Origin of the sequence: Pseudomonas sp. NFACC16-2 (assembly GCF_900119205.1) — a bacterium.
Lineage (GTDB): Bacteria > Pseudomonadota > Gammaproteobacteria > Pseudomonadales > Pseudomonadaceae > Aquipseudomonas > Aquipseudomonas fluorescens_Q.
On sequence record NZ_FPIX01000020.1, the window covers coordinates 56,126 to 79,111 of the forward strand.

The window sequence follows — 22,986 nt, forward strand, 5'->3', positions numbered from 1 at the left end:
TCATTTTGGGAATAATCCTACATCGTCTTTCAAGCGCTTCCTCTAGCCTGACGGCCTTTAATGTTCTGAGCCGGTTTCTACCTGGCGCGTTGCTATTGGAAAGCTTGCCATGCCGAACAAAGCACTCCGTATCCTGATTGCCGACCCACACCATGCTCATCGAATCGTGCTGGAGCGCCTGTTCAATCAACAGGGCTATTTCCGGATTGTCCCCGTGAGCCATGTGCAAGAGTTGCTGACGCTGGTGGAGTACGGCAGCGAGCCCTTCGACCTGATCGTCGTCAATGCCGGGCTGACAAGCGGGGCGTTGGACTTGCACGATTTTGTTATCTATAACCCACAGGTTCGTCACGGGATGATTTACAACGCGCAACCGGCCAGCCTGTCGCCGGTGCCGGTCGCGCGCCGATCGAGCATGCACCTGAGCCAGGCGCCACTGCCTGACCTTGCCTCCCTGCAGCGCTTGATGGAGCTGGTCGACCCTCAAGCCCGTGAGTCGCTGCAACCGTGGACGCGCGCCCTCAGGCAGGGCCATGGACGCTGAGAAAGACCGTTGGTCTGCACTGTCGGATCTGACAGGTGGCTAGACCTGGCGCTTATGCAAGAGTCCGGTGCAGTCATGGCGCCGGTGCCGTTTGTAATGACCTGGGGAATTGCCTTGAAAGACGTGTTGATCGTGGATGACCACCCTGTCATACGAGGGGCGCTGCGGCTTATTTGCCAGAATGAGGCGTTCACCCACATCCGAGACGCCAGCGGCGTGGCCGATGCCAGGGCCCTCATCAAGGAGTGCGTGCCAGACCTGGTGATCCTCGACCTGGTGATGAACGGTTTTGATGGCCTGGACCTGCTGGTCTGGATCATGGCCCAATTCCCTGAGTGCAGTGTGCTGGTGTTCACTTCCCAGGATGCGCAGCACTTCTGCAACCGCTGCATCTCGGCCGGGGCCCGGGGTTTTGTGACCAAGAAAAGCGACCTCAAGGAACTGACCAAGGCCATCCAGGCCTTGAAGTCCGGTTATGCCTATTTTCCGCAGATGTCCGTCAGGCTGGATTTTCAGCAGCGCAGCGAACAGCAGGCGCTGGAAAGCCTCTCCACCCGCGAGCTGTCCATCCTGCGCATGCTGGCCATGGGCATGCGCGGCAAGGACATCGCCGAAAGCCTGTTCCTGAGTCCAAAAACCGTCAGCACCTACAAGACTCGGCTGCTGGAAAAGCTTGGCCTGCAATCCTTGGTGGGGCTGTCGGAGTTTGCCAAGCGCAATCACCTTTGAATGACACCAGAACCTGTAGGAGCGAGCTCCTACAGGTTTTTCAGTCGTTCTCTAAATAGAACGCTAAAGCCGATTTTTGCAGTCTAGTGCTGCAAAGGTGTCGGTTCTAAGCTGTGCCCATTGAATCGCAGTACTGATTTTGGAGACACAGCATGAAAAACATCATCGGCCTCTACACCAGCCCACGGCCCCATTGGGTTGGCGATGGCTTCCAGGTGCGCACGCTGTTTTCCTACGACAACCTGGGCAAGCACGTCAGCCCGTTCCTGCTGCTGGACCACGCCGCCCCGACTGAATTCACGGCCACCACCGAGCGTCGTGGCGTCGGCCAGCACCCGCATCGCGGTTTCGAAACGGTGACCATCGTCTACCAGGGCGAACTGGAGCACCGAGACTCCACCGGCAGCGGCGGCAAGATCGGTCCCGGCGACGTGCAATGGATGACCGCTGCGTCCGGCATCATCCACGAAGAGTTCCACTCCGAAGCCTTCGCCCGGCAGGGCGGGTTCATGGAAATGGTCCAGTTGTGGGTCAACCTGCCTGCCAAGGACAAGATGGCCCCGGCCGGCTACCAGACACTGCTCAAAGGCGACATTCCGAACATTGCGCTGAAGGACGATGCCGGCAGCCTGCGGTTGATCGCCGGGCGCTTCGAAGGGCATCAAGGGCCCGCGAAGACTTTCACCCCCATCGACGTCTGGGACATTCGCTTGAAGGCCGGTAAAGACCTGGTCCTTGACCTGCATGAAGGCCACAACACCGCCTTGGTGGTGCTGCATGGCTCGGTCCAGGTCAATGGTCGCGAACGGGTCGAGGCCGGCCAGCTCGCGCTGTTCGACCGGGCTGGCGACCAATTGAGCCTGCAAGCCAATAACGATGCCGTTGTGCTGCTGCTCAGTGGCGAGCCGATCGACGAACCCATCGTTGGCCATGGCCCGTTCGTGATGAACAGCGAGCAGGAAATCCACCAGGCCTTCAACGATTTCCACTCGGGGCGTTTTGGCCAAATGGACGATTGAATGCGAAAACAACAGCCACGCCGCTCCCACATGGAGATCTGCGGGGATCTCTACAGCTTGGTCATTCTGTGCCAATCTTCGCCTCATTGATCTTTCTGGAGCCGTCCGATGCTGTCTCTGATCTCCGAGCACCCGCTGCTCTGTGCCCTGGCGCTGCTTGTGCTCGACATCCTGATATGGCGGCTGGTGAGTGCGGATCGGACCTACTGGAAAATCGGCGCGCGGCTGGTGATTTTTTCCTTGTTCAGCATGTTGCTGTTCAACGAGGGCCTCAACCCCATGGAGCCGGCGCAGTGGGTCGACGACGTGCCACGGCACCTGGCGGCCACCGGGTTGCAGATCGCCTGGTGGCTGCTCGCCGCGCGAACCCTGACGGTAATGATGGGCGCGGTGATGATGCAGCGGGTCGGTCACACCGGGCGCTTGTTGCAGGATTTGCTCGGCGCGGTGATTTTCCTGATCGCCGTCATCGCAGCGCTGGCCTATGTGCTGGACCTCCCAGTCAAGGGCGTGCTGGCGACGTCCGGCGCGATGGCGATCATTGTCGGCCTGGCGTTGCAGAGCACCCTCAGCGACGTGTTCTCCGGGATCGTGCTCAACACCACCAAGCCTTATCAGCTCGATGACTGGATTTCCATCGACGGCACCGAAGGCCGGGTCACCGACATTGACTGGCGGGCCACGCGGTTGCAAACCGCCCAAGGCAGTATGGCGGTGATTCCCAACTCGTTGGCGGCAAAAGCCAAGGTCATCAACTTCAGTCGACCCAGCGATGTCCATGGGTTGTCCATCAGCGTCCAGGTCAGCCCTCACGCGCGGCCGCAAACCGTGATCGACGCGCTGGAGCGAGCGATGATCGGCTGTCGGACCTTGCTCGCCAACCCGGCACCCTGCGTGACGCTCAAAAGCAGCAGCAGTGACGGGGCGGAATACGAGATCAGCGGGTTCGTCGCCTCCAGGGCCCAGAAGCGCGAGGTGCGCAACCAGCTGTTCGACCTGGCGTTCCGGCATTTGCAGGCATCGGGCGTGAGCCTGTTGTCCAACAGTGAAAGCGCCACCACCAAGGATGCGTCGCGGCCCCGGGCGTTGTTGGAAAGCTCGAACATCTTCTCTACCTTGCGCCAGGACGAGAAAGATACCTTCAGCCAGAACATGACCCTGCAGACCTTCCGCGCCGGCGACATGATTTTGCCGGCGGGGGAGGTCAGCGATCATTTATTCATCATTGAATCCGGCGTGGTCAGCGTGACCCTTGTACGTAACGGCCAGCCATTCGAGGCCGGGCGCATGGGGCCCGGAGAGGTGATCGGCGAAGCCGGGATCGTTTCCGAACAGGCCGCGCTGGCGAGCTTTTCGGCCAAGACCTTCTGCACCCTTTATCGCATCGAGAACAGCTACCTCAAGCCTTGCCTCGACGCCCGTCACGACATCAACGACGCCATGAAAAACCTGTTGGACGTGCGCATCCACCTCGCCCAGAACCTCACCCGCGAGCTGCCCAAGCCAGTGGCCAAGAAGCGCTTCCTGCAGTGGCTGCGCAGCCGGGCCTGAATCATCTCTTGAAGTGTGCACCCTGTGGCGAGGGGATTTATCCCCGTTGGGCTGCGCAGCAGCCCCTCAAGAGAACAACCCCAATCAACCTGACATACCGAGTTGTCAGCTTTTTTGGGGCTGCTTCGCAGCCCAGCGAGGATAAATCCCCTCGCCACAGTGGTGCGATGTTCATTTACAAGGGATAGGCATCCGTCACCCATTGGCCACCCGAACTTCCCAACAATTGGCTATTTGTACCGCGCCACTGCACGACTAACGTAGCGCTACACCCAATTGTTCTGGAGTTCACCATGCAACCGCGTATCGATTTCTACACCGCTTCCCCCGACGCCTTCAAAGCCATGCTGGCCCTGGAAAATGCCGTCTCGAAACTGGGCCTGGAAAAATCCCTGCTGGAGCTGGTCAAGCTGCGTTCCTCGCAAATCAACGGCTGCGCCTTCTGCATCGACATGCACACCGCCGACGCCCGCAAGGACGGCGAGACCGAACGTCGCCTGTACGCCGTGACCGCCTGGCGCGAAGCACCGTTTTTCACCCCACGCGAGCGCGCCGCACTGGCCTGGACCGAAGCCCTGACCCGCCTGAGCGACACCCACGCACCGGACGCCGACTATGCCCTGCTGAGCGAGCAGTTCAGCCCCAAGGAAATGGTCGACCTGACCGTGGCGATCAACGCCATCAATGGCTGGAACCGTTTGGCGGTGGGCTTTCGCAAGATGCCTGAGGCCTGATATTGCCCCCCTCTATACGGACAGGGCATGCGCCCACCGTCCTCAATAGAAACACCCGCCCTGTGGGAGCAAGCTCGCTCCCATAGGAGTCCGTCTTCGCCTGGGACAGCTTCGGACGACAGGCACCGTAATAGGTTTGCGTTACATGAATAGTAACCATTACTATTCACGCCCCGTTTCCACAGCGCGCCGCGATGACCTCCAAGCTGCCCCGCAGACCCGGCTTTTTCGAGCATTATGAAGAGTTGATCGGCACCTGGACCCGTCGCCTGCGCAATCGCCAGCAGGCCGAGGACCTGGCCCATGACACCTTCGTGCGGGTGCTTGAGTCCGATTCGAGTGGGGTCGAGCAGCCACGGGCCTATTTGCATCAGACGGCGCGCAACATTGCAGTGGATGGCTATCGGCGCGAAGATCGACGGGGGGCCATGGAAGAGGCGGCCGTCGACCATAGCCAGTCGCTGTCGGGCGACCCGGAGCACTACATGCACGCGATCCAGCTGGCAGACTCCATCGAGCGAGCGCTTGCCGAGCTGCCGGCCAACTGCCGTACGGTGTTTGTCTGGCAGAAGATCGAAGGCCTGACCCAGGCGGAAATCGCCGAGCGTTTGGGCCTGTCCAAAAACATGGTGGAAAAATATATGATCCGCACCCTGCGGCATCTGCGCGATTGCCTGGACGGGCCTGGCCAATGATCCGTCGTCCTCTTCCACCTGAGCCACAGGACCTTCCATGATGGATAGCCGTGAATGCCCGTGCGGGCAGGACAGGGTTCGCGACGCGGCGGCGCAATGGTTCGTGCGCCTGCAAGCGCCCGCCATGAGTGTCGAGGAGCGCCAGCGTTTCGAAGCCTGGCTGGACGAACATGCCAACCACCGTGACGAAATTCAATTGCTCCAGGGTATCTGGAGCGCCACGGACCTGCTGCCCAAGGAACGCCTGCGAGCGCTGTGCGAACCTCCTGCCGAACGTCCCAAGCGTCGGCCGCTGCTGCGCTATGCCGTCGCCGCCGGACTGTTCGCGGTGGCGCTGGGGTTGGGGCTGTTCAGCGGTTTGAGTTCTTCCACCGACTACCGCGGCGAATACGCCACCGCCCTCGGCGAGCGTCGGCACATCGCCTTGCCGGACGGCTCGGTGATCGACCTCAACAGCCGCAGCCGGGTGCGTATTGAATTCGCGCACCATCAGCGCCGGGTGGAGCTGGCCGAAGGCGAGGCCTTGTTCACGGTCGAGCATGATGCCGGCCGACCCTTCACCGTCGATGCGGGCAACGGCCAGGTGACGGTGACTGGGACGCGCTTCGACGTGCGTCGCGATGCCGACAAGACCCGGGTGGCGGTGGCGCAGGGCAGCGTCAAGGTCCAGGGACGCGATGCGTCGCGAGCCCAGTTCGTCAGCCTTACGCCGGGCCTCGGTACTCAGATCGATGCCCAGGGCAAAGTCGCCACACCTTACGCGGTCAACGCCGAGGCGCTCACCGCCTGGCGCAACGGCAAACTGGTGTTCGACAACGCGCCGCTCAAGGAAGTGGCCGAAGAGGTTTCCCGTTATCGCACTCAACCCCTGCGGGTCGGCAGCGCGGCGGTGGGCAACCTGCGCCTGACCAGCGTGTTCCGCGCCGACGATCCCGAGGCACTGCTCAAGGCGCTGCCGAGCATTCTGCCGGTGGCCGTGCGCAACCTGGATGACGGCAGCCAGGAAATAATTGCGCGATAAATTCAGGTTTTTTTCGAGTTCTTCGTCTTCTTGTCCAACTGCAACTGGTTTGCATTAACAGACGCGTATTCTTGCGATTCGACAGGACAAGGTTCGACGTGAAAACAACCGCCAAAAACAACAACCGTACCCACGTACGCTGGCTGCCCCTGGCCCTGACCCTGGCGGTCAGCGCCGCTGTGCCCCCGGTGTACGCCGATCAGGCTACCACCGCCATTCACATCCAGGCGCAGCCGTTGGGGCAAGCCTTGAGCCAGCTCGGCCAGCAAACCGCGTTGCAGGTGTTCTTCAGCCCCGAACTGGTGGCCGGTAAACAAGCGCCGACCGTGGACGGCACCCTGTCCCCGGAAGCGGCCTTGCAGCAACTGCTGCAGGGCAGTGGCCTGCGATACCAGATTGATGAGGGTTCGGCGACTATATTGCCGGCGCCTTCGGCCTCCAGCACCGGCCCGCTGGAGCTCGGCGCTACTGAAATCCAGGTGGTCGGTGACTGGCTCGGCGATGCCAACGCCGAGGTGGTGCAGAACCACCCCGGTGCGCGGACGGTGATCCGCCGCGAAGCGATGGTGGAGCAGGGCGCGATGAACGTCGGCGACGTGCTGCGGCGTGTGCCGGGGGTGCAGGTGCAGGACGCCAACGGCACAGGCGGCAGTGACATCTCCCTGAACGTCGGCGTGCGCGGCCTGACTTCGCGCTTGTCGCCACGCTCCACGGTGTTGATCGACGGCGTGCCCGCAGCGTTCGCGCCCTACGGCCAACCGCAACTGTCCATGGCGCCGATTTCCTCGGGCAATCTGGACAGTATCGACGTGGTGCGCGGCGCCGGTTCCGTGCGCTACGGGCCGCAGAACGTCGGCGGGGTGATCAACTTCGTGACCCGTGCGATTCCGGAAAAAGCCACCGGTGAAATCGGCAGCACCCTGGAAACTTCCCAGCGCGGCGGCTGGAAGCACATCGACACGGCGTTCCTCGGCGGCACGGCGGACAATGGCCTGGGCGTGGCGCTGTTGTATTCCGGCGTCAACGGCAACGGTTATCGCCGGAGCAACAACGACAACGACATCGACGACGTCATCCTCAAGACCCATTGGGCACCCACCGAGGTGGACGACTTCTCGCTGAACTTCCATTACTACGACGCCAAGGCCGACATGCCCGGTGGCCTGACCCAGAAGCAATACGACGCCGATCCGTACCAGTCCGACCGCGACTGGGACAACTTCAGCGGCCGGCGCAAGGACGTGTCGTTCAAATGGTTGCGCCAGATCGACGACCGCACCCAGGCCGAAGTGCTGACCTATTACTCCGACAGCTACCGTGGCAGCACCATCGCTTCCCGGGACCAGCGCAACCTGGTGTCCTACCCGCGCACCTATTACACCTTCGGCATCGAGCCGCGGGTGTCCCATGTGTTCGACCTGGGCCCCACCACCCAGGAGGCCAGCGTGGGTTATCGCTACCTCAAGGAAGGCATGCACGAAGAGGCCAGTCGCCTGGCGTTGCGTAATAACGAACCAGTGGTGCGTCCGGGGGCCGACGGTCACGTCTACCAGGACCGTACCGGTGGCACTGAAGCCCACGCGGTGTATATCGATGACAAGATCGATGTCGGCAAGTGGACCATCACCCCGGGCATCCGCTTCGAAAGCATCAGCACCGAATGGCATGACCGCCCGGTGCTCGACACAGCCGGTCGCCCGGTGCAGGAAAAACGCCGCAGCATCGACAGCAACGAACCGTTGCCGGCCCTGAGCGTGATGTATCACCTGTCCGATGCCTGGAAGCTGTTCGCCAACTACGAGACCTCGTTCGGCAGCCTGCAGTATTTCCAGCTCGGCCAGGGCGGTGACGGCAACAACACCGCCAATGGCCTGAGCCCGGAAAAGGCCAAGACCTACGAGATCGGCACGCGCTACAACGATGACGTGTGGGGCGGGGAAGTGACGCTGTTCTACATCGACTTCGACGACGAATTGCAGTACATCAGCAACGACGTGGGCTGGACCAACATGGGCGCGACCAAGCACCAGGGGCTGGAGGCTTCGGTGCATTACGACATGGCCGCGCTCGACCCACGCCTCGAAGGCCTCACCGCCAATGCCGGTTTCACCTACACCCGTGCGACCTATGAAGGCGAGATCCCCAGCTTCAAGGGCCGCGACCTGCCGTTCTATTCCCGTCAGGTGGCCAACCTGGGCCTGCGCTACGACGTCAATCGCTGGACCTACAACCTCGACGCCTTTGCCCAGTCCAAGCAGCGCTCACCGGGCAACAGTGTGAACGCCGATGGCAGCTTCAGCGGCGACTACATCACCGATGGCAGCGCCGATGGGCAGTACGGCGACATGCCGGGCTACGTGCTCTGGAACGTACGCGCCGGTTATGACTTTGGCGCGCAGCTGTCGAACCTGAAAGTCGGCGCCGGGGTGAAGAACCTGTTTGACCATCAGTACTACACCCGTTCCAGTGACAACAACTCGGGCATGTACGTGGGCGCACCGCGTACGTTCTTTGTGCAGGCGAGTGTGGGGTTCTGATCGAGAGTCAAGCAAGATTCTGTGGCTTGGAACCCAATCCTGTGGCGAGGGGATTTATCCCCGCTGGGCTGCGAAGCAGCCCCAAATCCTGCCGATGCGGTCTGTCTGGCATACAGAGGTGGCTGGTGTCAGGGCTGCTGCGCAGCCCAGCGGGGATAAATCCCCTCGCCACAGATAAATCCCCTCGCCACAGATAAATCCCCTCGCCACAGATAAATCTCCTCCCCACAAAGAGTTGTGTTGAGGCATCAGACCTTCAACACTTTCCCGCTGACGGCCACTATCACCAGCGACACCGCAATCAACCCAAACGCAAAGCTCAGGCTGCTGCCATGGGCGACGAAACCAATCAGCGCCGGGCCGGCGAGGATACCGGCATAGCCGATAGTGGTGATGGCCGGTACGGCGATCGCTTCCGGCATCAGGGTCTGTTTGCCGACGGCGGTGTACAGCACCGGCACGATGTTCGAACACCCGGCGCCCACCAACCCATAGCCCAGTAGCGCGGCTTGCCACATCGGTGCGAGGGTCGCCAACAGGAACCCGGCTGCCGCGATCGATCCGCCATAGATGATCACGCGTTTGGCTCCGAGGCGATGTACCACTGAATCGCCAGTCAGCCGGCCGACGGTCATGGTCAGCGCAAAGGCGGCATAACCCAGCCCGGCATAGGCGGTATCCACCGCGCGTTCGGTGGTCAGGAATACGGCGCTCCAGTCCAGCACCGCGCCTTCGGCCAGGAATACGATGAAACACAGGATGCCGATAAACAGCACCACGCCGTGGGGAATGGCGAACGCCGGTCCCGAGCTTTCACTGCCGTAGGGCAGCAGGTGCGGCGCAGCCTTGAACAACGCTACCAGCAGCACGCCATTGACCACCAGCGTCGCCCCCAGCGGCGAAAGCCCCAGGCCAAGCAGGGCACTGACACCCGCCGCGCCAATGATCCCACCGAGACTGAACATGCCGTGGAAACCCGACATCATGGTCTTGCCACTGGCCCGTTCGACAATCACCGCTTGCAGGTTCACGGTCGAGTCCACGGTGCCGAGCCCGGCGCCAAACAGGAACAATGCGGCCACCAGCCAGGGCAGGGAGGTCATCGTCGCCAGCAACGGCAACGCCAGGCAGATCAGAATCGTGCCGCCGCTGAGCACCCGCCGGCAGCCGAACCGCGCCGCCAGCGCACCGGAAATCGGCATCGCCAGGATCGACCCGACCCCCAGGCACAACAGCAGCAACCCGAGGGTGCCTTCATCCAGGTTCGCCCGCACCTTGGCGTAAGGCACCAGCGGCGCCCAGGCGGCGATGCCGATGCCGGCGATGAGATAGGCGATGCGGGTGGACATCTGTTCCAGGCGTCCGGGGATAAAGGTGGGCGGGGGCGTAATGGCTGTCATGAAACGTCCTTGGCTTACGTGCGGTGCGGTGGTGCAGGCAGGAGCCTATGCTTGCATATCCACTGACCGCACCGCGACCCCAAGGTGCCGACGCGAATATCCGGTTGCCAGCAAGCTTTGCTCCCTGGCCTTTGCCGGCATAAAGTAGCGGGCCTCGTTGGCTGATACCGGACTGATCCATGACGAAGTTTTATGACGCGCGCGGCAATATCTATGGCGTCATTTCCCCTCGGCAGGTCCGAGACCACGGCATCGCGCTGCCTCAGTCGGCTGCCCAGGCTGCACAGACACGCGAGTCTTGGGCAACGGCTGCCGTGCACGCGTTCTGCGCCTGGGCGCCGGGCGAAGCGCCGCCGGACGCCAAGGCTCATCGCAGTGACGGTTTGCTGATCGGCCCGTTCCAGAACGAACCGCCCTTTGATCTGTTGATCGTCAATACCGACGGCACCCTGGCCGAGCGCAGTGGCAACGGCTTGACGATTTTCTCCCAGGCCTTGCAAGAGCAGGGCTTGATGGCAGGGACGGGTGATTGCCTGCTGCAGGTCTATCACGATAAACCCGACGGCTTGTCGCCGCTGCAAACCTCGGTTCGCGCTGCTGAATTCGAAGGCGCCCAAGGCTTCTGGCTGGACCTGGGCAAACCGCTGTTCGGGCCCGGCGCCGTCGGTGCCCAGAACGTCGAGCGTGTGATGTTCAACCAGTGCGATGTCAGCCGTGTGGCGGCGCTTGAACGGTTGAACCCGGCGTGGGGCAACAGCCAGTTCGTGAACATTGGCAACCCGCATTGCGTGACGCTGGTGGACAGTGCCGAGGCGCTGCCGAGCAATCGGCAGATGCGTGCGCCGGCGCTGTGCCAGAGCCTGACCCGCATCGCCTATGCTCCGCCGGGTGGGGCTGGAATGCCGTGCCCTATGGGGGTGAACCTGCAATGGGCCTGGCTCGAAGCCGAAGGGCGAATCGCCGCCCGGGTGTTCGAGCGGGGCGAAGGTCCCACCGCATCCTCGGGCACCAGCGCCAGCGCCGTGGCCTGCGCGGCGTGGCGGGCGGGGTGGGTGAAGGCAGGGCTGGTGAGTGTGATGATGCCAGGGGGGACTGCGCCGATTTTGCTGGAAGAAGAGGCGGGTGAGTGGTTGCGGGTCAGGTTGTTTGGGGCGGCGCGGTCTGTGCCCTAGAGCTTTCTGATGGTTTTCACCGCGAAGCACGCCCGCTCCCGCAGGGAAATCAGCCTGGCTGGTGCGCAAACTCCACCACCGGCATCTGGCGCTTCATCAGCACTTCACCGTTGCGAATCGAATAGAGCGGCAAGCCCTGGCTGCGGATCACTTCGTAGTCACTGTCCGCCGACAGGATCAGCAGGTTAGCCGGACGCCCGGGTTCCAGGCCATAGCGCTCGCCCAGGGCCATGGCCTTGGCGCTGTTGTCGGTGACCAGGTCGAGGGCGCTTTGCAGGTTGCGGTAGCCGAGCATGTGGCAGATGTGCAGGCCGGCTTCGAGGACTCGCAAGATATTGCCGTTGCCCAGCGGGTACCACGGGTCGACGATGGAGTCCTGGCCGAAGCACACATTCATCCCGGCCTCGAGCAGTTCATTGACCCGGGTGACACCGCGGCGTTTGGGAAAGTTATCGAAGCGCCCTTGCAGGTGAATGCTTTCGGTCGGGCACGAGACAAAGCTGATGCCCGAATGCCCGAGCAGGCGGAACAGCTTGGCGCAGTAGGCGTTGTCGTAGGAGCCCATGGCCGTGGTGTGGCTGGCGGTGACACGCGCGCCCATGTCGCGGCTGCGGGCTTCTTCGGCGAGCACTTCGAGGAAACGTGAGTGCGGGTCATCGGTTTCGTCGCAATGCACATCCACCAGGCAACCGGTGCGTTCGGCCAGGTCCATGAGGAATTTCACCGAGCTGACGCCCTGGTCGCGGGTGTACTCGAAGTGGGGAATGCCGCCCACCACGTCGGCGCCCATGCGGATCGCCTCTTCCATCAGCTCGCGGCCGTTGCGATAGGACTCGATGCCTTCCTGGGGAAACGCGACGATTTGCATGTCGATCAGGTGACGGCTTTCCTCGCGCACTTGCAGCAGCGCCTTGAGCGCCGTGAGCTCGGGGTCCGTCACGTCGACGTGGGTGCGCACATGCTGGATGCCATGGGCGGCGAGGGCCTGGATGGTTTTCTTGGCGCGGGTCTTGGTGTCTTCCTCGGTGATGGTGGCCTTGCGTTCGCCCCAACACTCGATGCCTTCGAACAGCGTGCCGCTCATGTTCCAGCGCGGTTCACCGGCGGTGAGCGTGGCGTCCAGGTGGATGTGTGGTTCGACGAAGGGCGGGACCACCAGGTTGCCGCCGGCATCGAGGTCTTCCGGGCCGAGGCTGGGTGCCTCGGTCTGGCGGGCGATGTTGGCGATCAAGCCGTTTTCCAGGTGCAGTTCATGCAAGCCTTCACGGTTACGCAGACGGGCGTTGATGATGTGCATCAGGCGAATCCTTTAGAGGTTTTGTAGGGACGCATCAGCGGTGCGAGTACCCATTACGCTGATCAATAGCACATACGTTAGCGCGCCGGCAGCGATTCCTACCAGTGGCGCGACCCAGGGTGAATTGAACGCCGCGACGGTGCCAACCCCATAGGCCAACAGCCCGGGCCAGTTGAACGCCGGCAGTTGCGCCTCGGCCAGGCGCGGATAACGACCACGCCAGCGGAAGAAGAAATCGGCCATGATGACCCCGCCGATGGGTGGGATGACGGTGCCCAGCAGGATCAGGTATGGCACCAGCAGATCGTACATGCCCAGCAGCGCCAGCAACGTGCCGATCACCGCGCCGCCGAGGGTTACGGTCTTGCGCCGACGGGTGCGCAGCAGGTTGCAACCGGCCACGGCGAAGTTGTAGATGGTGTTGTCCTGGGTGCTCCAGATGTTGAGCAGCAGCATCGCCATCGCCGCCATGGCGAAGCCCTGCAGCAGCAACACTTCGACCACGTCCGGTTGCTGATAGACGATGGCCCCGTAGGCGCCGATCAGCACCATCAGGCCGTTACCCAGGAAGAAGCCGATCAGGCTCGCCAGCACCGCGACCTTCGCTGATCGGGAGAACCGCGTCCAATTGGTGGCCTGGGTCGCGCCGCTGACGAAGGTGCCGAACACCAACGTGATGGCGGTGGACCAGTCGAGGCTGCCCGTCGGCACCACCGCCAACAAGCCTTCGAAGCCGCCGACCTTCACCGTCGCGACCCACATCGACAGCATCAGCAGCAACATCATGGCCGGCACGGCAATGTAGGAGAGGATTTCCAAGCCGCGATAACCAATGTAGGCCGTGGCGCAGAACCCCAGGCCGAATAGCACCATCAACCCGAGCACGGTGCTCTCGCTCAACTCGAAATACTTGCCCAGCACCACCGCGGCAGTCGCCGTGCCCCAGGCGTACCAGCCGATCTGGGTGAACCCCAGGATCAAGTCACTGAGCTTGCTGCCCACCTCGCCGAAACAGAAACGCCCCATCAACACCGAATTGAGCCCGCTCTTGAAGGCGATGTAGCCCAGGCCGGCGGCGTAGAGGCCCAGCAGCAGATTGCCGATGACGATAACCGTGAGCATTTCGGCAAAACCGAACGCTACCCCCAGCTTGCCGCCGGCAAACATGGTGGCGGTGAAAAAGGTGAAACCCAGCAGCACCATGGCCGTGGAGGCCAGGCCCTTGCGAGCGTGCATCGGGACTTCGCTCAAGGGATAGTCATTGCCCGGATCGTTCTGAGTCATGTGGCGGTCCTTGCGGATGAGGGGGATATCGCAAACGTGCAGCGCCCGTGCCAAGCGAGTGATCGCGAGGTTATTTATAGACAATCCTGGGGATTGGGTGGGCGCAGGGACCAAAAGCGGTGCGCAAGTGATTCAAGTTGGAACACGGATCTCACTCGCAGGGAATCCCCTGTGGATGCGGTTTCTTCAGGGACCAAGATGCAATGGCAGGAACCGCAACATCGCCGCGACGATGGCTTCCGGCGCGTCTTCCTGGACCAGGTGCCCGGCATTTGGAACGGGGTGAAATTGTGCCCCCGGGATCATCCGTTGCAGAGCCCGGCCGCGCTCGATGGGAATCCACTGATCATCCTCGCCCCACAGGATCTGGGTCGGGCAGCGCACGTTCGGATACAGGCCCTCGGCTTCACGGGTGTAGCGTTCGTCCATCTGCGCGATCTGCCGGTAGAACGCCGCCTGGCCCGGCTCGCCAAGCCACGGCTGCACGTAGGGCGCCAGTTCCGCGTCCGGGATGTCCCGTTTGATCGCGCCGCGGACATAGGTCGGTACGATGGCCCGTTGAATGTAGTCGGGCAGGCCGCTGAAGGCCGCTTCATGCTGGCGGACATGCTGCACAAAGGGCGAACCCCAGGGCGACAGCGCCACGGGGTCGATCAGGGTCAGGCTGCGGTAATCCTTGCCGTTTAGCAGGTGCGTGCGCAGGGCCGTGGCACCGCCAAAGTCATGGGCCACCACGTCCGGGCAATCCAGGCGCCAATGCTCCAGCAATTGTGCGAACAACAGGTTTTGCACGCCGAGGGACACGTCGGCATCGGGTTGCGCGGATTGGCCATACCCCAGCAGGTCGAAGTAATGCACCCGGTGGGTGGCGAAGAACAGCGGGGCGATCCGGTGCCACACGTAGGAAGAGAAGGGCGTGCCGTGGACAAACACCAACGGCGGGCCATCGCCGTGGATGGCGTAGCGGATGCAGTGCCCGTTGAAGTCGTATGTTTGATCCAGCGGCCAGTGGGTCATGATCGTGTCCTCTCGGCATGTTCGAGCCAAAGAGCATAGACACAAAAAGCTAATGTCAGTCAGCAAACAGGAACCTGTGGCGAGGGGATTTATCCCCGCTGGGCTGCGCAGCAGACCCAAAGCAATGGACTCAATCTGCCTGACACACCGAGTGGCGGTTTGGGGACTGCTGCGCAGCCCAGCGGGGATAAATCCCCTCGCCACAAGGGATTCGGTTATTCGCCGTGATAGATGCAACCGCTGGTGCACGTTTCATGGATGCGGATGGCGCTGAGTTCCGGCAGCAATGGCTTCAATTCATTCCAGATCCACTTGGCCAAGACTTCGCTGGTGGGGTTTTCCAGGCCAGGAATGTCGTTGAGGTAGTTGTGGTCCAGGCGCTCGTAGAGCGGCTTGAAGATCGCCTTGATTTCCGAGAAGTCGCGAATCCAGCCCGTGTGCGGATCGATGTCGCCGCTCAGGTGGATCGCCACTTTGAACGAGTGGCCATGGAGGCGGCCGCACTTGTGGCCGTCCGGCACGTGGGGCAGGCGGTGGGCGGATTCGAAGGTAAATTCTTTGAAGATTTCCACAGGTTCGGGCTCTTTGAAGGTAGCGGTCGCAAGGCAGGCGGCGGAGTTTATCAGTTTGATAACGGTGTTGCGCGACCGTGCTGACTAAAGGGTCAGCAAACGCTCGCCCAAGCCACCGTTGGCCGTCAGCTCCAGGAACTCGTCACCGAGCCGGCGGCTCTCATCCATCGCCGTGCGCCAGTACTGGCGGCGGCTCGGGTCATCACCCATGAAGCGCTTGAAGTCGTTGCGGTCTGGCAGTTTGCCGTAGGGCAGGCGCGCCAGGTATTCACGGGACGGTGCCAGCAGCAGCACGTCTTGCAGGCGGTCGACGTTGCCACGGCGCCACGGCAGGCCCTTGTCGAACCAGCCGGGAATGACCCGGTCGGTGAAATGCGGGTAGAGCACGATGTCCTCGCCGCTGTAGGGCAGGTCGAGGTGGTAGTCCAGCAGACCGCCGTCGCGGTAGGTGCCGGCACCGGCGCCCGGCAGGTCGCGCACGCCTTCCATCACCATCGGGATCGAGCCCGAGGCCAGCAGGGCCTGGCGCAGGTTGCCGGCCGCCAGCGGAACGAAGCGTGACGGAAAGTCAGTCAACGGGTGCAGGGGCGGGGCCAGGCGCGGGTCATGGATGATCAGCCGTTCGAAATGCCGCGACAGCCGCGCCCGACCTCGCAGGTTGTCGGCGATCACCGACGACAAGCCCAGGCCCAGTCGACCGCGATGATCCTGGGCCAGCAGGCCGTGGCTCTTGACCACCATGATGTTGAGCCGGTATCGCGGGTTATCGAGGATCGAAGCGTCGCGGCCGTCGAGCAAATCATCGAGCATGCGCTGCGAGCTCTGGCTGACACCGGCCATGGTCACGCCTTTGGCGAAGCTTTGTTCGTTGTACAAGGTGCCCAGGCGCCGGATCCCCTCGACGGCGTCCGGCAGGCAGGCGCTGGCGAAGCGCCAGGCACCCACCGAGGCCCCGATCAGCGAGCGCTCCCGGGGCGCGGCGGGCAGCCATTCGGCGAACAGCGCCAGGTCCAGCCCCTGGATGCCCAGGGCCTTGGGACCACCGGCAGCGCCCGGCAGGATGCCGACGTCGGCGGCGCTCAAGCCGGCCTGGCGAATCCGCGCGAACGCACGGGGGCCGGCCTTGAGGGTGAGGGCGGGAAACTTGATGTGGATGGCGGTCATACCGGTCTCGAATGCGGGTAAGCGGCTGATTATAACGATACAAGACCTTGTTATTGATGTGGGTCCCATGATGGCCATTCAGTTTCAGTTAAGTTCACCCCGATACAGTCCCCCCGGTAAAGATTATAAGAAGGAGATACCCCATGAACCGCCTGACTGCCTTTTTCATCGCGACCCTCATGGCACTGGGAACCAGCCTGGTTCACGCACGAGACCTGGGCACGGACGAAGCCCGCAAACTGCAAGACGCTGGTACCATCCTTTCCTTTGAAAAACTCAACGCCGCTGCCCTGGCCGAACACCCTGGCGCCACCTTGACCGATACCGAGCTGGACGAAGAGTACGGCAAGTACATTTACCAGGTGGATTTGCGCGATACGAAGGGCATTGAGTGGGATCTGGAATTGGACGCCACCAACGGCAAGGTGCTCAAGAATCATCAGGATACGTAATGAAGCTTAATCTGCGCGCCCATAATCGATGGGCGCTGGCGCTGCTGGCGTTTTGTTCGCTGGCCGTGGCCCGGGACCTGGATCAGGACGAGGCCCTGCAACTGCGCCAGCAGGGTGTGATCTTGCCGCTGGAGCAACTGCTGCAACAGGCGCTGGACCTGCACCCCGGCGCCAAACTGCTGGAAGCCGAGCTGGAGGAGAAACACGGCGTCTATATTTATGAGGTCGAGCTGCTGGACACCGACGGCGTCGTGCGCGAATTGGACCTGGAGGCCGCGACCGGCCGCTTACTCAAAGATAAGGAAGACTGATGCGCCTGCTTCTGGTGGAAGATCATGTGCCCCTGGCCGACGAACTGATGGCCGGGCTTGCACGCCAGGGCTACGCCGTCGACTGGCTCGCCGATGGTCGCGACGCGGTGTACCAGGGCAGCAGCGAACCCTACGACCTGATCATCCTCGATCTCGGCCTGCCGGGCGTGCCGGGGCTTGAGGTGCTCGCCCAATGGCGTGCCGGTGGCTTGAGCACGCCAGTGTTGATCCTTACCGCGCGCGGTTCCTGGGCCGAGCGCATCGAAGGCCTCAAGGCCGGGGCCGACGATTACCTGACCAAACCTTTTCATCCTGAAGAGCTGCAGTTGCGGATCCAGGCGTTGCTGCGCCGCTCCCACGGCCAGGTCAACCAGCCGACGCTGAAATCGGCCGGGTTGCACCTGGATGAGAGTCGCCAGTGCGTGGTCCGCGACGGCACCGACATCCAGCTCACGGCGGCCGAGTTCCGCCTGTTGCGCTATTTCATGCTGCATCCCGAGCAGATCCTTTCCAAAAGCCATCTCGCCGAACACCTGTACGACGGTGAGACCGAGCGCGATTCCAACGTGCTCGAAGTCCACGTCAATCACCTGCGGCGCAAGCTGGGACGCAGCGTGATCGAAACCCGTCGCGGCCAGGGTTACCTGTTCGGTGGGCAGGCGCAGTGAGATCCATCCAGCGGCGCCTGAGCCTGGGGTTGATCGGTGTGATGGTGGTGGTCGGCCTGGTCCTCGCTCAGACCAGCCTGTGGTTGTTCGAACTGGGCCTGCAGCGTTACCTGGAAGCCGGGCTGCGCAACGACAGCGAAAACCTGCTGGTGGCCCTGGTGCGCGGCCCGCAGGGCTTGCAACTGGATGAACGACGCTTGTCGCCGGCCTATCAGCGGCCGTTTTCCGGGCATTATTTCCGTATCGACTTTGCCGACGTGCACTGGCGCTCCCGCTCCCTGTGGGACCAGGAATTGCCCCGGCTCGATCACCCGGGCCTGCACAGCAACCTGCAACTGGGGCCCGAGGGCCAGAAACTGCTGGTGCTGCGCACCGACTATCGACGGTTGGGCCAGGCGATCTCCATCAGCGTGGCCCAGGATTACACGCCGGTGCGTGACAGCTTCCGCCGAATGCAGCAGATCGGCCTGGGGCTCGGGTTGGCGGGGCTGCTGTTGATTCTGTTGCTGCAACGCATCACGGTGCGCCGCGCCTTGCGTCCGCTGGACCGGGCGCGGGAGCAGATTGCCCAGTTGCAGCGCGGGCAGCGTTCGCAACTCGACGAACAGGTGCCACGGGAGCTGGAACCGCTGGTGGCGCAAATCAACCATCTGCTGGCCCACACCGAGGACAGCCTCAAGCGTTCGCGCAACGCATTGGGCAACCTCGGCCATGCCTTGAAGACCCCGCTGGCGGTGCTGCAAAGCCTGGCTTCGAACGAGAAGCTCGATCCGTATCCCGAGTTGCGCAAGCTGCTGCTTGAGCAACTGGAGCAGGTCCGCCAGCGCCTGAACCGGGAACTCAACCGCGCCCGCTTGTCCGGCGATGCCTTGCCCGGCGCGCACCTGGACTGCGATGCCGAGCTGCCGGGCTTGCTGGCCACACTGAACATGATCCACGGCGAACACCTGCACCTGAGCTACGCCGCCCCGCCGGGCCTGCACCTGCCGTGGGATCGTGAAGACCTGCTGGAACTGTTGGGCAACCTGCTGGACAACGCTTGCAAATGGGCTGACGCCGAAGTGCGCCTGACCATGACCGAGACAGCCGACGGATTCAGTCTGGCCGTGGAAGACGACGGCCCGGGCATCCCCAGGGATCGCCGCGACCAGGTGTTCAGCCGCGGCACGCGGCTGGATGAACAGACCGATGGACACGGCCTGGGCCTGGGCATCGTGCGGGACATCGTCGACACCTGGGGCGGCCTGCTGGCGTTGGACGACAGCGAGTGGGGTGGATTGAAGGTCGTGATTGAGTTGCCCAAGCGCTGACCTCTATCGCATGGCGCCGCCCCTCCTGTGGGGGCGGTGGTGGTCGTCAATATTGCGAGATTTGAAAACCCGCCCCACGGCCCTTGCAGCTTGCCGCCGCTTGCTGCAAAGTCGCGACCTTTTTGTCCGGTGGCTTTCCATCGCTGTGCTTTGAGGTAACGATGATAAATGCAGTAATTGCCGCGGTTGGCGTCATGCTGGTGCTCAGCCTGTCCCGCGTGCATGTGGTAATCGCGCTGATTGTCGGCGCATTGGTGGGTGGCCTGGTCGGCGGCCTGGGCATCGAGGCGACGCTCAAGGCGTTCAACGCCGGCCTGGGTGGTGGTGCGACGGTGGCGCTGTCCTACGCCTTGCTCGGCGCTTTCGCCGTGGCGATTGCCAAGTCCGGCATGGCCCACGCCCTGGCGGACAAAGCCCTGGCCCTGGTGGATCGCCAGGACACTGCCGGCGGCAGGGGCGTCAAATGGGTGCTGATCGGTTTGCTGGGAACGGTCGCGGTCGCCTCCCAGAACATTTTGCCGATCCATATCGCTTTCATTCCGCTGCTGGTGCCGCCGCTGCTCTATGTGCTGACCAAGTTGCAGCTGGACCGCCGGTTGATCGCCTGCGTCATGACCTTCGGCCTGATCACGCCCTACATGTTCCTACCGGTTGGTTTCGGCAATATCTTCCTCAACGAAATCCTCCTGGCCAACATCGCCCGCAGCGGTGTGGACGTCAGCGGCATCAACGTCACCCATGCCATGGGCATTCCGGCGCTGGGCATGGTGTTTGGTCTGCTGTTGTCGTTGTTTTCCTACCGCAAGAAGCGCGTCTATGACCTGAAGAAGATCGCCCGGGTCGAGCAAGTGGCGGTGCGCTACAACCCCATGACCTTACTGGTGGCGGGGCTGGCGATTGTCGCGGCGTTCGCCATCCAGCTCCTGGTCGACTCGATGATCATTGGCGCCTTGGTCGGCTTCCTGATTTTCTCGGTATCGGGTGTGGTGCGCTGGCGCGAGACTGACGACCTGTTCACCGAAGGCATGAAGATGATGGCGATGATCGGCTTCATCATGATCGCGGCCTCGGGCTTTGCCGAAGTGATGAAGGCCACCGGCGAAGTCCAGAGCCTGGTGGAGTCTTCGGCGGCCTGGATCGGCCACAACAAGGGCGTCGGCGCGCTGCTGATGCTGCTGGTGGGATTGCTGGTGACCATGGGCATCGGCTCGTCGTTTTCCACGGTGCCGATCCTGGCGACGATTTTCGTGCCGCTGTGCCTGCAACTGGGCTTCAGTCCGTTGGCGATCGTCTGCATTGTCGGTACCGCCGGCGCCCTGGGCGATGCCGGTTCGCCAGCTTCGGACTCGACCCTGGGCCCGACCTCCGGCCTGAACATCGACGGCCAGCACCATCACATCTGGGACACCGTGGTCCCGACCTTCATCCACTACAACCTGCCGCTGCTGGTGTTTGGTTGGGTGGCGGCGATGGTGTTGTAACGCAAGACCGAGTCGCCTGCATCGCGAGCAAGCTCGCTCCCACAGGGTTCGGCGGTGTCCACAATGTTTGTGTTCATACCGATTCACTGTGGGAGATTCCATGTTGCAGGGCAACCCTGCCGACGGACCGCTCACCTTGTCCTACAGTTTTTCCGTGCGGTGCCGTTAATACAGCTAACCACGCCAATAACACCTACAAGAGTGAACAGCATGCGCCTGAGCCTGAAGGCTAAAGTCCTGTCCCTGGCAATACTGCCTGTATTGCTGTCCGCGATGATCATCAGCCTGACCACGGCTTTCATCTTGAAGGAGCAAGCTAGCAAAGAGGTCCAGCAGACCCGCGAACGCCTGCTCAGCGAGGCCAAGGCCACGCTGCAGAACTATGTGGCAGTGGGCCTGACCGCGATCAAGCCGCTCTACGATGCCGCTGCGCCTGGCGATAATGAAGCGCGTGCCCAGGCGATCAAGTTGCTGTCGAACATCAGCTATGGCAAGGACGGCTATTTCTTCGGCTACGACTCCGAGACCATTCGTCTGTTCAAGGCCAACAGCCCCGATGGCGTTGGCAAGAGTTTCAAGGACAACCGCGACCCTAACGGTGTCTACGTCAACCGCGACCTGGTGAAAGTCGCCAAGGACGGAACGCATTATCTGGAATACAGCTCGCCACTGCCCGGCAGCCAGGACCTGGTGCCCAAGCTCGGCTACACCGAGTACCTGTCCAAGTGGGACCTGGCAGTCGGTAGCTCAGTCAACCTGGACGGCATCGAGGCCCAGGTGGCCCTGGTGGAAGCCAAGGTCCACGATCGTGTACAAGGCGTGATATTGAGTATCGTCGGGATCGCCGCCGTGGTGTTGCTGGTGATCGCGGTCGTGGGCCTGTTGCTGGCCAATGCGATCCTGCGTCCCCTGCACCTGATGAAGGACAACCTCGACGATATCGCGGCAGGCGAGGGTGACCTGACCCGTCGGCTGACCATCACCAGCCAGGACGAACTCGGCCAACTGGCCGGTTCGTTCAACCGCTTCGTCGACAAGATCCACGGCCTGGTGCGGCAGATCACCGACATGACCTCGCAACTGACCGGGCTGGTGACGCAAGTCTCCGAGCAGGCCCAGCGCTCCGAGCAGGCCATGGAACGCCAGCGCCACGAAACCGATCAGGTCGCCACGGCGATCAACGAGATGTCCTCGGCCGCCCAGGAAGTCGCCCGCAGTGCCCAAGGTGCCGCCGTCGCGGCCCAGCAGACCGACGAGGAGGGACAATCGGCCAAGCGCGTGGTGGCCGGCAGCATCCAGCAGATTCATGCGTTGGTGAACGATATTCGCAGCAGCGGCGTGTCCCTGGACAGCCTGCAGCAGGACGTGGCCTCGATCGTCAGCGTGCTCGGGGTGATTCGTTCGATCGCCGAGCAGACCAACCTGCTGGCCCTCAACGCCGCCATCGAGGCCGCGCGTGCTGGCGAGGCAGGGCGTGGGTTTGCCGTGGTGGCCGATGAAGTGCGGGCCCTGGCCAGCCGGACCCAGCAAAGTACCCAGGAAATCCAGGGCATGATCGACCGCCTGCAATCCGGCACCCACGCCGCGGTGGAGGCCATGCGTCGCTCCAGCGAAGCGGGCGACGGCACCTCGGCGCAGGCCAACGAAGCCGGGGCGTCCCTGGACACCATGGCGCAACTGATCGGCACCATCAACTCGATGAACGCCCAGATCGCCAGCGCTGCCGAAGAACAGACCGCGGTGGCCGAGGAAATCAACCGCAGCGTGCATCAGATCGCCGTGGCCGTGGACAGCGTCGCCGACGAAACCCAACTCGGCGCCCAGACCTCCCGCAGCCTGGCCGACCTGGGCCAGCGCCTGGGCAAGCTGGTGGGGCAGTTCCGGATCTGATCCCATCGCAGCAGGAGCTGCCGAAGGCTGCGATCTTTTGCTCTCGATCCAGATGTTTTCACCCGGGCAACCGGGTCTTATCGAGAAAGAAGGATCGCAGCCTTCGGCAGTTCCTGCCGCGTAAGCCGTTCCGCCTAC

At 62.6% G+C, this 22,986-nt stretch carries 20 protein-coding genes and 2 pseudogenes; 16 read left to right on the forward strand and 6 right to left on the reverse strand.

What is annotated here, in order from left to right; all coding sequences use genetic code 11:
- Window positions 1-109 precede the first annotated feature (109 nt).
- The 8 genes from BT116_RS17190 (at window position 110) to BT116_RS17225 (ending at window position 8,830) form a co-directional block, all read left to right on the forward strand.
- Window positions 110-544 carry a response regulator gene (locus BT116_RS17190; RefSeq protein ID WP_072345840.1) on the forward strand — a complete coding sequence of 145 codons (435 nt, stop codon included), beginning with the start codon at window positions 110-112 and terminating at the stop codon, window positions 542-544.
- A gap of 54 nt (window positions 545-598) precedes the next feature.
- The gene (locus tag BT116_RS17195) at window positions 599-1,273 is read left to right on the forward strand and encodes a response regulator transcription factor (protein WP_256572581.1); all 675 of its coding nucleotides are present in this window, start codon (window positions 599-601) and stop codon (window positions 1,271-1,273) included.
- Between the two features lie 152 nt (window positions 1,274-1,425).
- Window positions 1,426-2,292 carry a pirin family protein gene (locus BT116_RS17200; protein WP_072345842.1) on the forward strand — a complete coding sequence of 289 codons (867 nt, stop codon included), beginning with the start codon at window positions 1,426-1,428 and terminating at the stop codon, window positions 2,290-2,292.
- A gap of 108 nt (window positions 2,293-2,400) precedes the next feature.
- Window positions 2,401-3,843 (forward strand): mechanosensitive ion channel family protein, encoded by a 1,443-nt coding sequence (locus BT116_RS17205; RefSeq protein ID WP_072345844.1) that lies wholly within the window; start codon window positions 2,401-2,403, stop codon window positions 3,841-3,843.
- A gap of 293 nt (window positions 3,844-4,136) precedes the next feature.
- Window positions 4,137-4,577 carry a carboxymuconolactone decarboxylase family protein gene (locus BT116_RS17210; protein ID WP_072345846.1) on the forward strand — a complete coding sequence of 147 codons (441 nt, stop codon included), beginning with the start codon at window positions 4,137-4,139 and terminating at the stop codon, window positions 4,575-4,577.
- 194 nt (window positions 4,578-4,771) lie between these two features.
- Window positions 4,772-5,272 carry a sigma-70 family RNA polymerase sigma factor gene (locus BT116_RS17215; protein ID WP_072345848.1) on the forward strand — a complete coding sequence of 167 codons (501 nt, stop codon included), beginning with the start codon at window positions 4,772-4,774 and terminating at the stop codon, window positions 5,270-5,272.
- A gap of 37 nt (window positions 5,273-5,309) precedes the next feature.
- Window positions 5,310-6,293, forward strand: a complete 984-nt coding sequence (locus BT116_RS17220) for a FecR family protein (protein WP_072345850.1) — start codon at window positions 5,310-5,312, stop codon at window positions 6,291-6,293.
- A gap of 98 nt (window positions 6,294-6,391) precedes the next feature.
- Window positions 6,392-8,830, forward strand: coding sequence for a TonB-dependent siderophore receptor (locus BT116_RS17225; RefSeq protein ID WP_072345852.1), 2,439 nt, complete (start codon window positions 6,392-6,394; stop codon window positions 8,828-8,830).
- Between the two features lie 248 nt (window positions 8,831-9,078).
- Here the strand turns inward: BT116_RS17225 and BT116_RS17230 are convergent, their stop codons facing one another.
- Complete coding sequence (locus BT116_RS17230) at window positions 9,079-10,230, reverse strand: MFS transporter (RefSeq protein ID WP_072345855.1); 1,152 nt, start codon at window positions 10,228-10,230, stop codon at window positions 9,079-9,081.
- A 179-nt stretch (window positions 10,231-10,409) separates the two neighbouring features.
- Between BT116_RS17230 and BT116_RS17235 the strand changes: the two genes are divergently transcribed.
- Window positions 10,410-11,402, forward strand: a complete 993-nt coding sequence (locus tag BT116_RS17235; RefSeq protein ID WP_072345857.1) for a diaminopimelate epimerase — start codon at window positions 10,410-10,412, stop codon at window positions 11,400-11,402.
- 49 nt (window positions 11,403-11,451) lie between these two features.
- On the opposite strand, the gene codA is transcribed toward BT116_RS17235, so the two are convergent.
- The 5 genes from codA to BT116_RS17260 all read right to left on the reverse strand — a co-directional run bounded on the left by codA (window position 11,452) and on the right by BT116_RS17260 (window position 16,736).
- Window positions 11,452-12,699 carry a cytosine deaminase gene (codA, locus tag BT116_RS17240; RefSeq protein ID WP_072345859.1) on the reverse strand — a complete coding sequence of 416 codons (1,248 nt, stop codon included), beginning with the start codon at window positions 12,697-12,699 and terminating at the stop codon, window positions 11,452-11,454.
- A 12-nt stretch (window positions 12,700-12,711) separates the two neighbouring features.
- Window positions 12,712-13,983, reverse strand: a complete 1,272-nt coding sequence (gene codB / locus BT116_RS17245) for a cytosine permease (RefSeq protein ID WP_072345861.1) — start codon at window positions 13,981-13,983, stop codon at window positions 12,712-12,714.
- 186 nt (window positions 13,984-14,169) lie between these two features.
- On the reverse strand, window positions 14,170-15,000 hold the full coding sequence (locus tag BT116_RS17250; protein WP_072345863.1) for an alpha/beta fold hydrolase: 831 nt from the start codon (window positions 14,998-15,000) through the stop codon (window positions 14,170-14,172).
- Window positions 15,001-15,215: 215 nt separating this feature from the next.
- Window positions 15,216-15,572: a 6-carboxytetrahydropterin synthase QueD gene (queD, locus tag BT116_RS17255; RefSeq protein WP_003203918.1), complete on the reverse strand. Its 357-nt coding sequence runs from the start codon at window positions 15,570-15,572 to the stop codon at window positions 15,216-15,218.
- An 84-nt stretch (window positions 15,573-15,656) separates the two neighbouring features.
- On the reverse strand, window positions 15,657-16,736 hold the full coding sequence (locus tag BT116_RS17260) for a patatin-like phospholipase family protein (RefSeq protein ID WP_072345865.1): 1,080 nt from the start codon (window positions 16,734-16,736) through the stop codon (window positions 15,657-15,659).
- 143 nt (window positions 16,737-16,879) lie between these two features.
- Here BT116_RS17260 and BT116_RS17265 point away from each other — a divergent pair, with 143 nt between their 5' ends.
- The 7 genes and pseudogenes from BT116_RS17265 to BT116_RS31865 all read left to right on the forward strand — a co-directional run.
- The gene (locus tag BT116_RS17265; RefSeq protein ID WP_072345867.1) at window positions 16,880-17,188 is read left to right on the forward strand and encodes a PepSY domain-containing protein; all 309 of its coding nucleotides are present in this window, start codon (window positions 16,880-16,882) and stop codon (window positions 17,186-17,188) included.
- A complete protein-coding gene (locus BT116_RS17270) occupies window positions 17,188-17,499 on the forward strand; it encodes a PepSY domain-containing protein (protein WP_063320293.1) in 312 nt (103 codons plus the stop codon). Before BT116_RS17265 ends, BT116_RS17270 begins: the two co-directional genes overlap by 1 nt.
- Window positions 17,499-18,167 carry a response regulator transcription factor gene (locus BT116_RS17275; RefSeq protein WP_063320294.1) on the forward strand — a complete coding sequence of 223 codons (669 nt, stop codon included), beginning with the start codon at window positions 17,499-17,501 and terminating at the stop codon, window positions 18,165-18,167. The genes BT116_RS17270 and BT116_RS17275 overlap by 1 nt, the downstream gene beginning before the upstream one ends.
- Window positions 18,164-19,477 (forward strand): sensor histidine kinase, encoded by a 1,314-nt coding sequence (locus tag BT116_RS17280; protein WP_072345870.1) that lies wholly within the window; start codon window positions 18,164-18,166, stop codon window positions 19,475-19,477. The genes BT116_RS17275 and BT116_RS17280 overlap by 4 nt, the downstream gene beginning before the upstream one ends.
- A gap of 164 nt (window positions 19,478-19,641) precedes the next feature.
- Window positions 19,642-20,958 (forward strand): Na+/H+ antiporter family protein, encoded by a 1,317-nt coding sequence (locus tag BT116_RS17285; protein ID WP_170845956.1) that lies wholly within the window; start codon window positions 19,642-19,644, stop codon window positions 20,956-20,958.
- A 273-nt stretch (window positions 20,959-21,231) separates the two neighbouring features.
- Window positions 21,232-21,942 (forward strand): annotated as a pseudogene (locus tag BT116_RS31860) (cache domain-containing protein); the annotation flags it as partial.
- 312 nt (window positions 21,943-22,254) lie between these two features.
- A pseudogene (locus tag BT116_RS31865) lies at window positions 22,255-22,848 on the forward strand (methyl-accepting chemotaxis protein); the annotation flags it as partial.
- Window positions 22,849-22,986 lie beyond the last annotated feature (138 nt).

Coding starts and splice junctions, on each gene's coding strand:
- BT116_RS17190 (WP_072345840.1), top strand. CDS start 110: ATGCCGAACAAAGCACTCCGTATCCTGATTGCCGACCCACACCATGCT.
- BT116_RS17195 (WP_256572581.1), top strand. CDS start 599: ATGCAAGAGTCCGGTGCAGTCATGGCGCCGGTGCCGTTTGTAATGACC.
- BT116_RS17200 (WP_072345842.1), top strand. CDS start 1,426: ATGAAAAACATCATCGGCCTCTACACCAGCCCACGGCCCCATTGGGTT.
- BT116_RS17205 (WP_072345844.1), top strand. CDS start 2,401: ATGCTGTCTCTGATCTCCGAGCACCCGCTGCTCTGTGCCCTGGCGCTG.
- BT116_RS17210 (WP_072345846.1), top strand. CDS start 4,137: ATGCAACCGCGTATCGATTTCTACACCGCTTCCCCCGACGCCTTCAAA.
- BT116_RS17215 (WP_072345848.1), top strand. CDS start 4,772: ATGACCTCCAAGCTGCCCCGCAGACCCGGCTTTTTCGAGCATTATGAA.
- BT116_RS17220 (WP_072345850.1), top strand. CDS start 5,310: ATGATGGATAGCCGTGAATGCCCGTGCGGGCAGGACAGGGTTCGCGAC.
- BT116_RS17230 (WP_072345855.1), bottom strand. CDS start 10,230: ATGACAGCCATTACGCCCCCGCCCACCTTTATCCCCGGACGCCTGGAA.
- BT116_RS17235 (WP_072345857.1), top strand. CDS start 10,410: ATGACGAAGTTTTATGACGCGCGCGGCAATATCTATGGCGTCATTTCC.
- codA (WP_072345859.1), bottom strand. CDS start 12,699: ATGCACATCATCAACGCCCGTCTGCGTAACCGTGAAGGCTTGCATGAA.
- codB (WP_072345861.1), bottom strand. CDS start 13,983: ATGACTCAGAACGATCCGGGCAATGACTATCCCTTGAGCGAAGTCCCG.
- BT116_RS17250 (WP_072345863.1), bottom strand. CDS start 15,000: ATGACCCACTGGCCGCTGGATCAAACATACGACTTCAACGGGCACTGC.
- BT116_RS17260 (WP_072345865.1), bottom strand. CDS start 16,736: ATGACCGCCATCCACATCAAGTTTCCCGCCCTCACCCTCAAGGCCGGC.
- BT116_RS17265 (WP_072345867.1), top strand. CDS start 16,880: ATGAACCGCCTGACTGCCTTTTTCATCGCGACCCTCATGGCACTGGGA.
- BT116_RS17270 (WP_063320293.1), top strand. CDS start 17,188: ATGAAGCTTAATCTGCGCGCCCATAATCGATGGGCGCTGGCGCTGCTG.
- BT116_RS17275 (WP_063320294.1), top strand. CDS start 17,499: ATGCGCCTGCTTCTGGTGGAAGATCATGTGCCCCTGGCCGACGAACTG.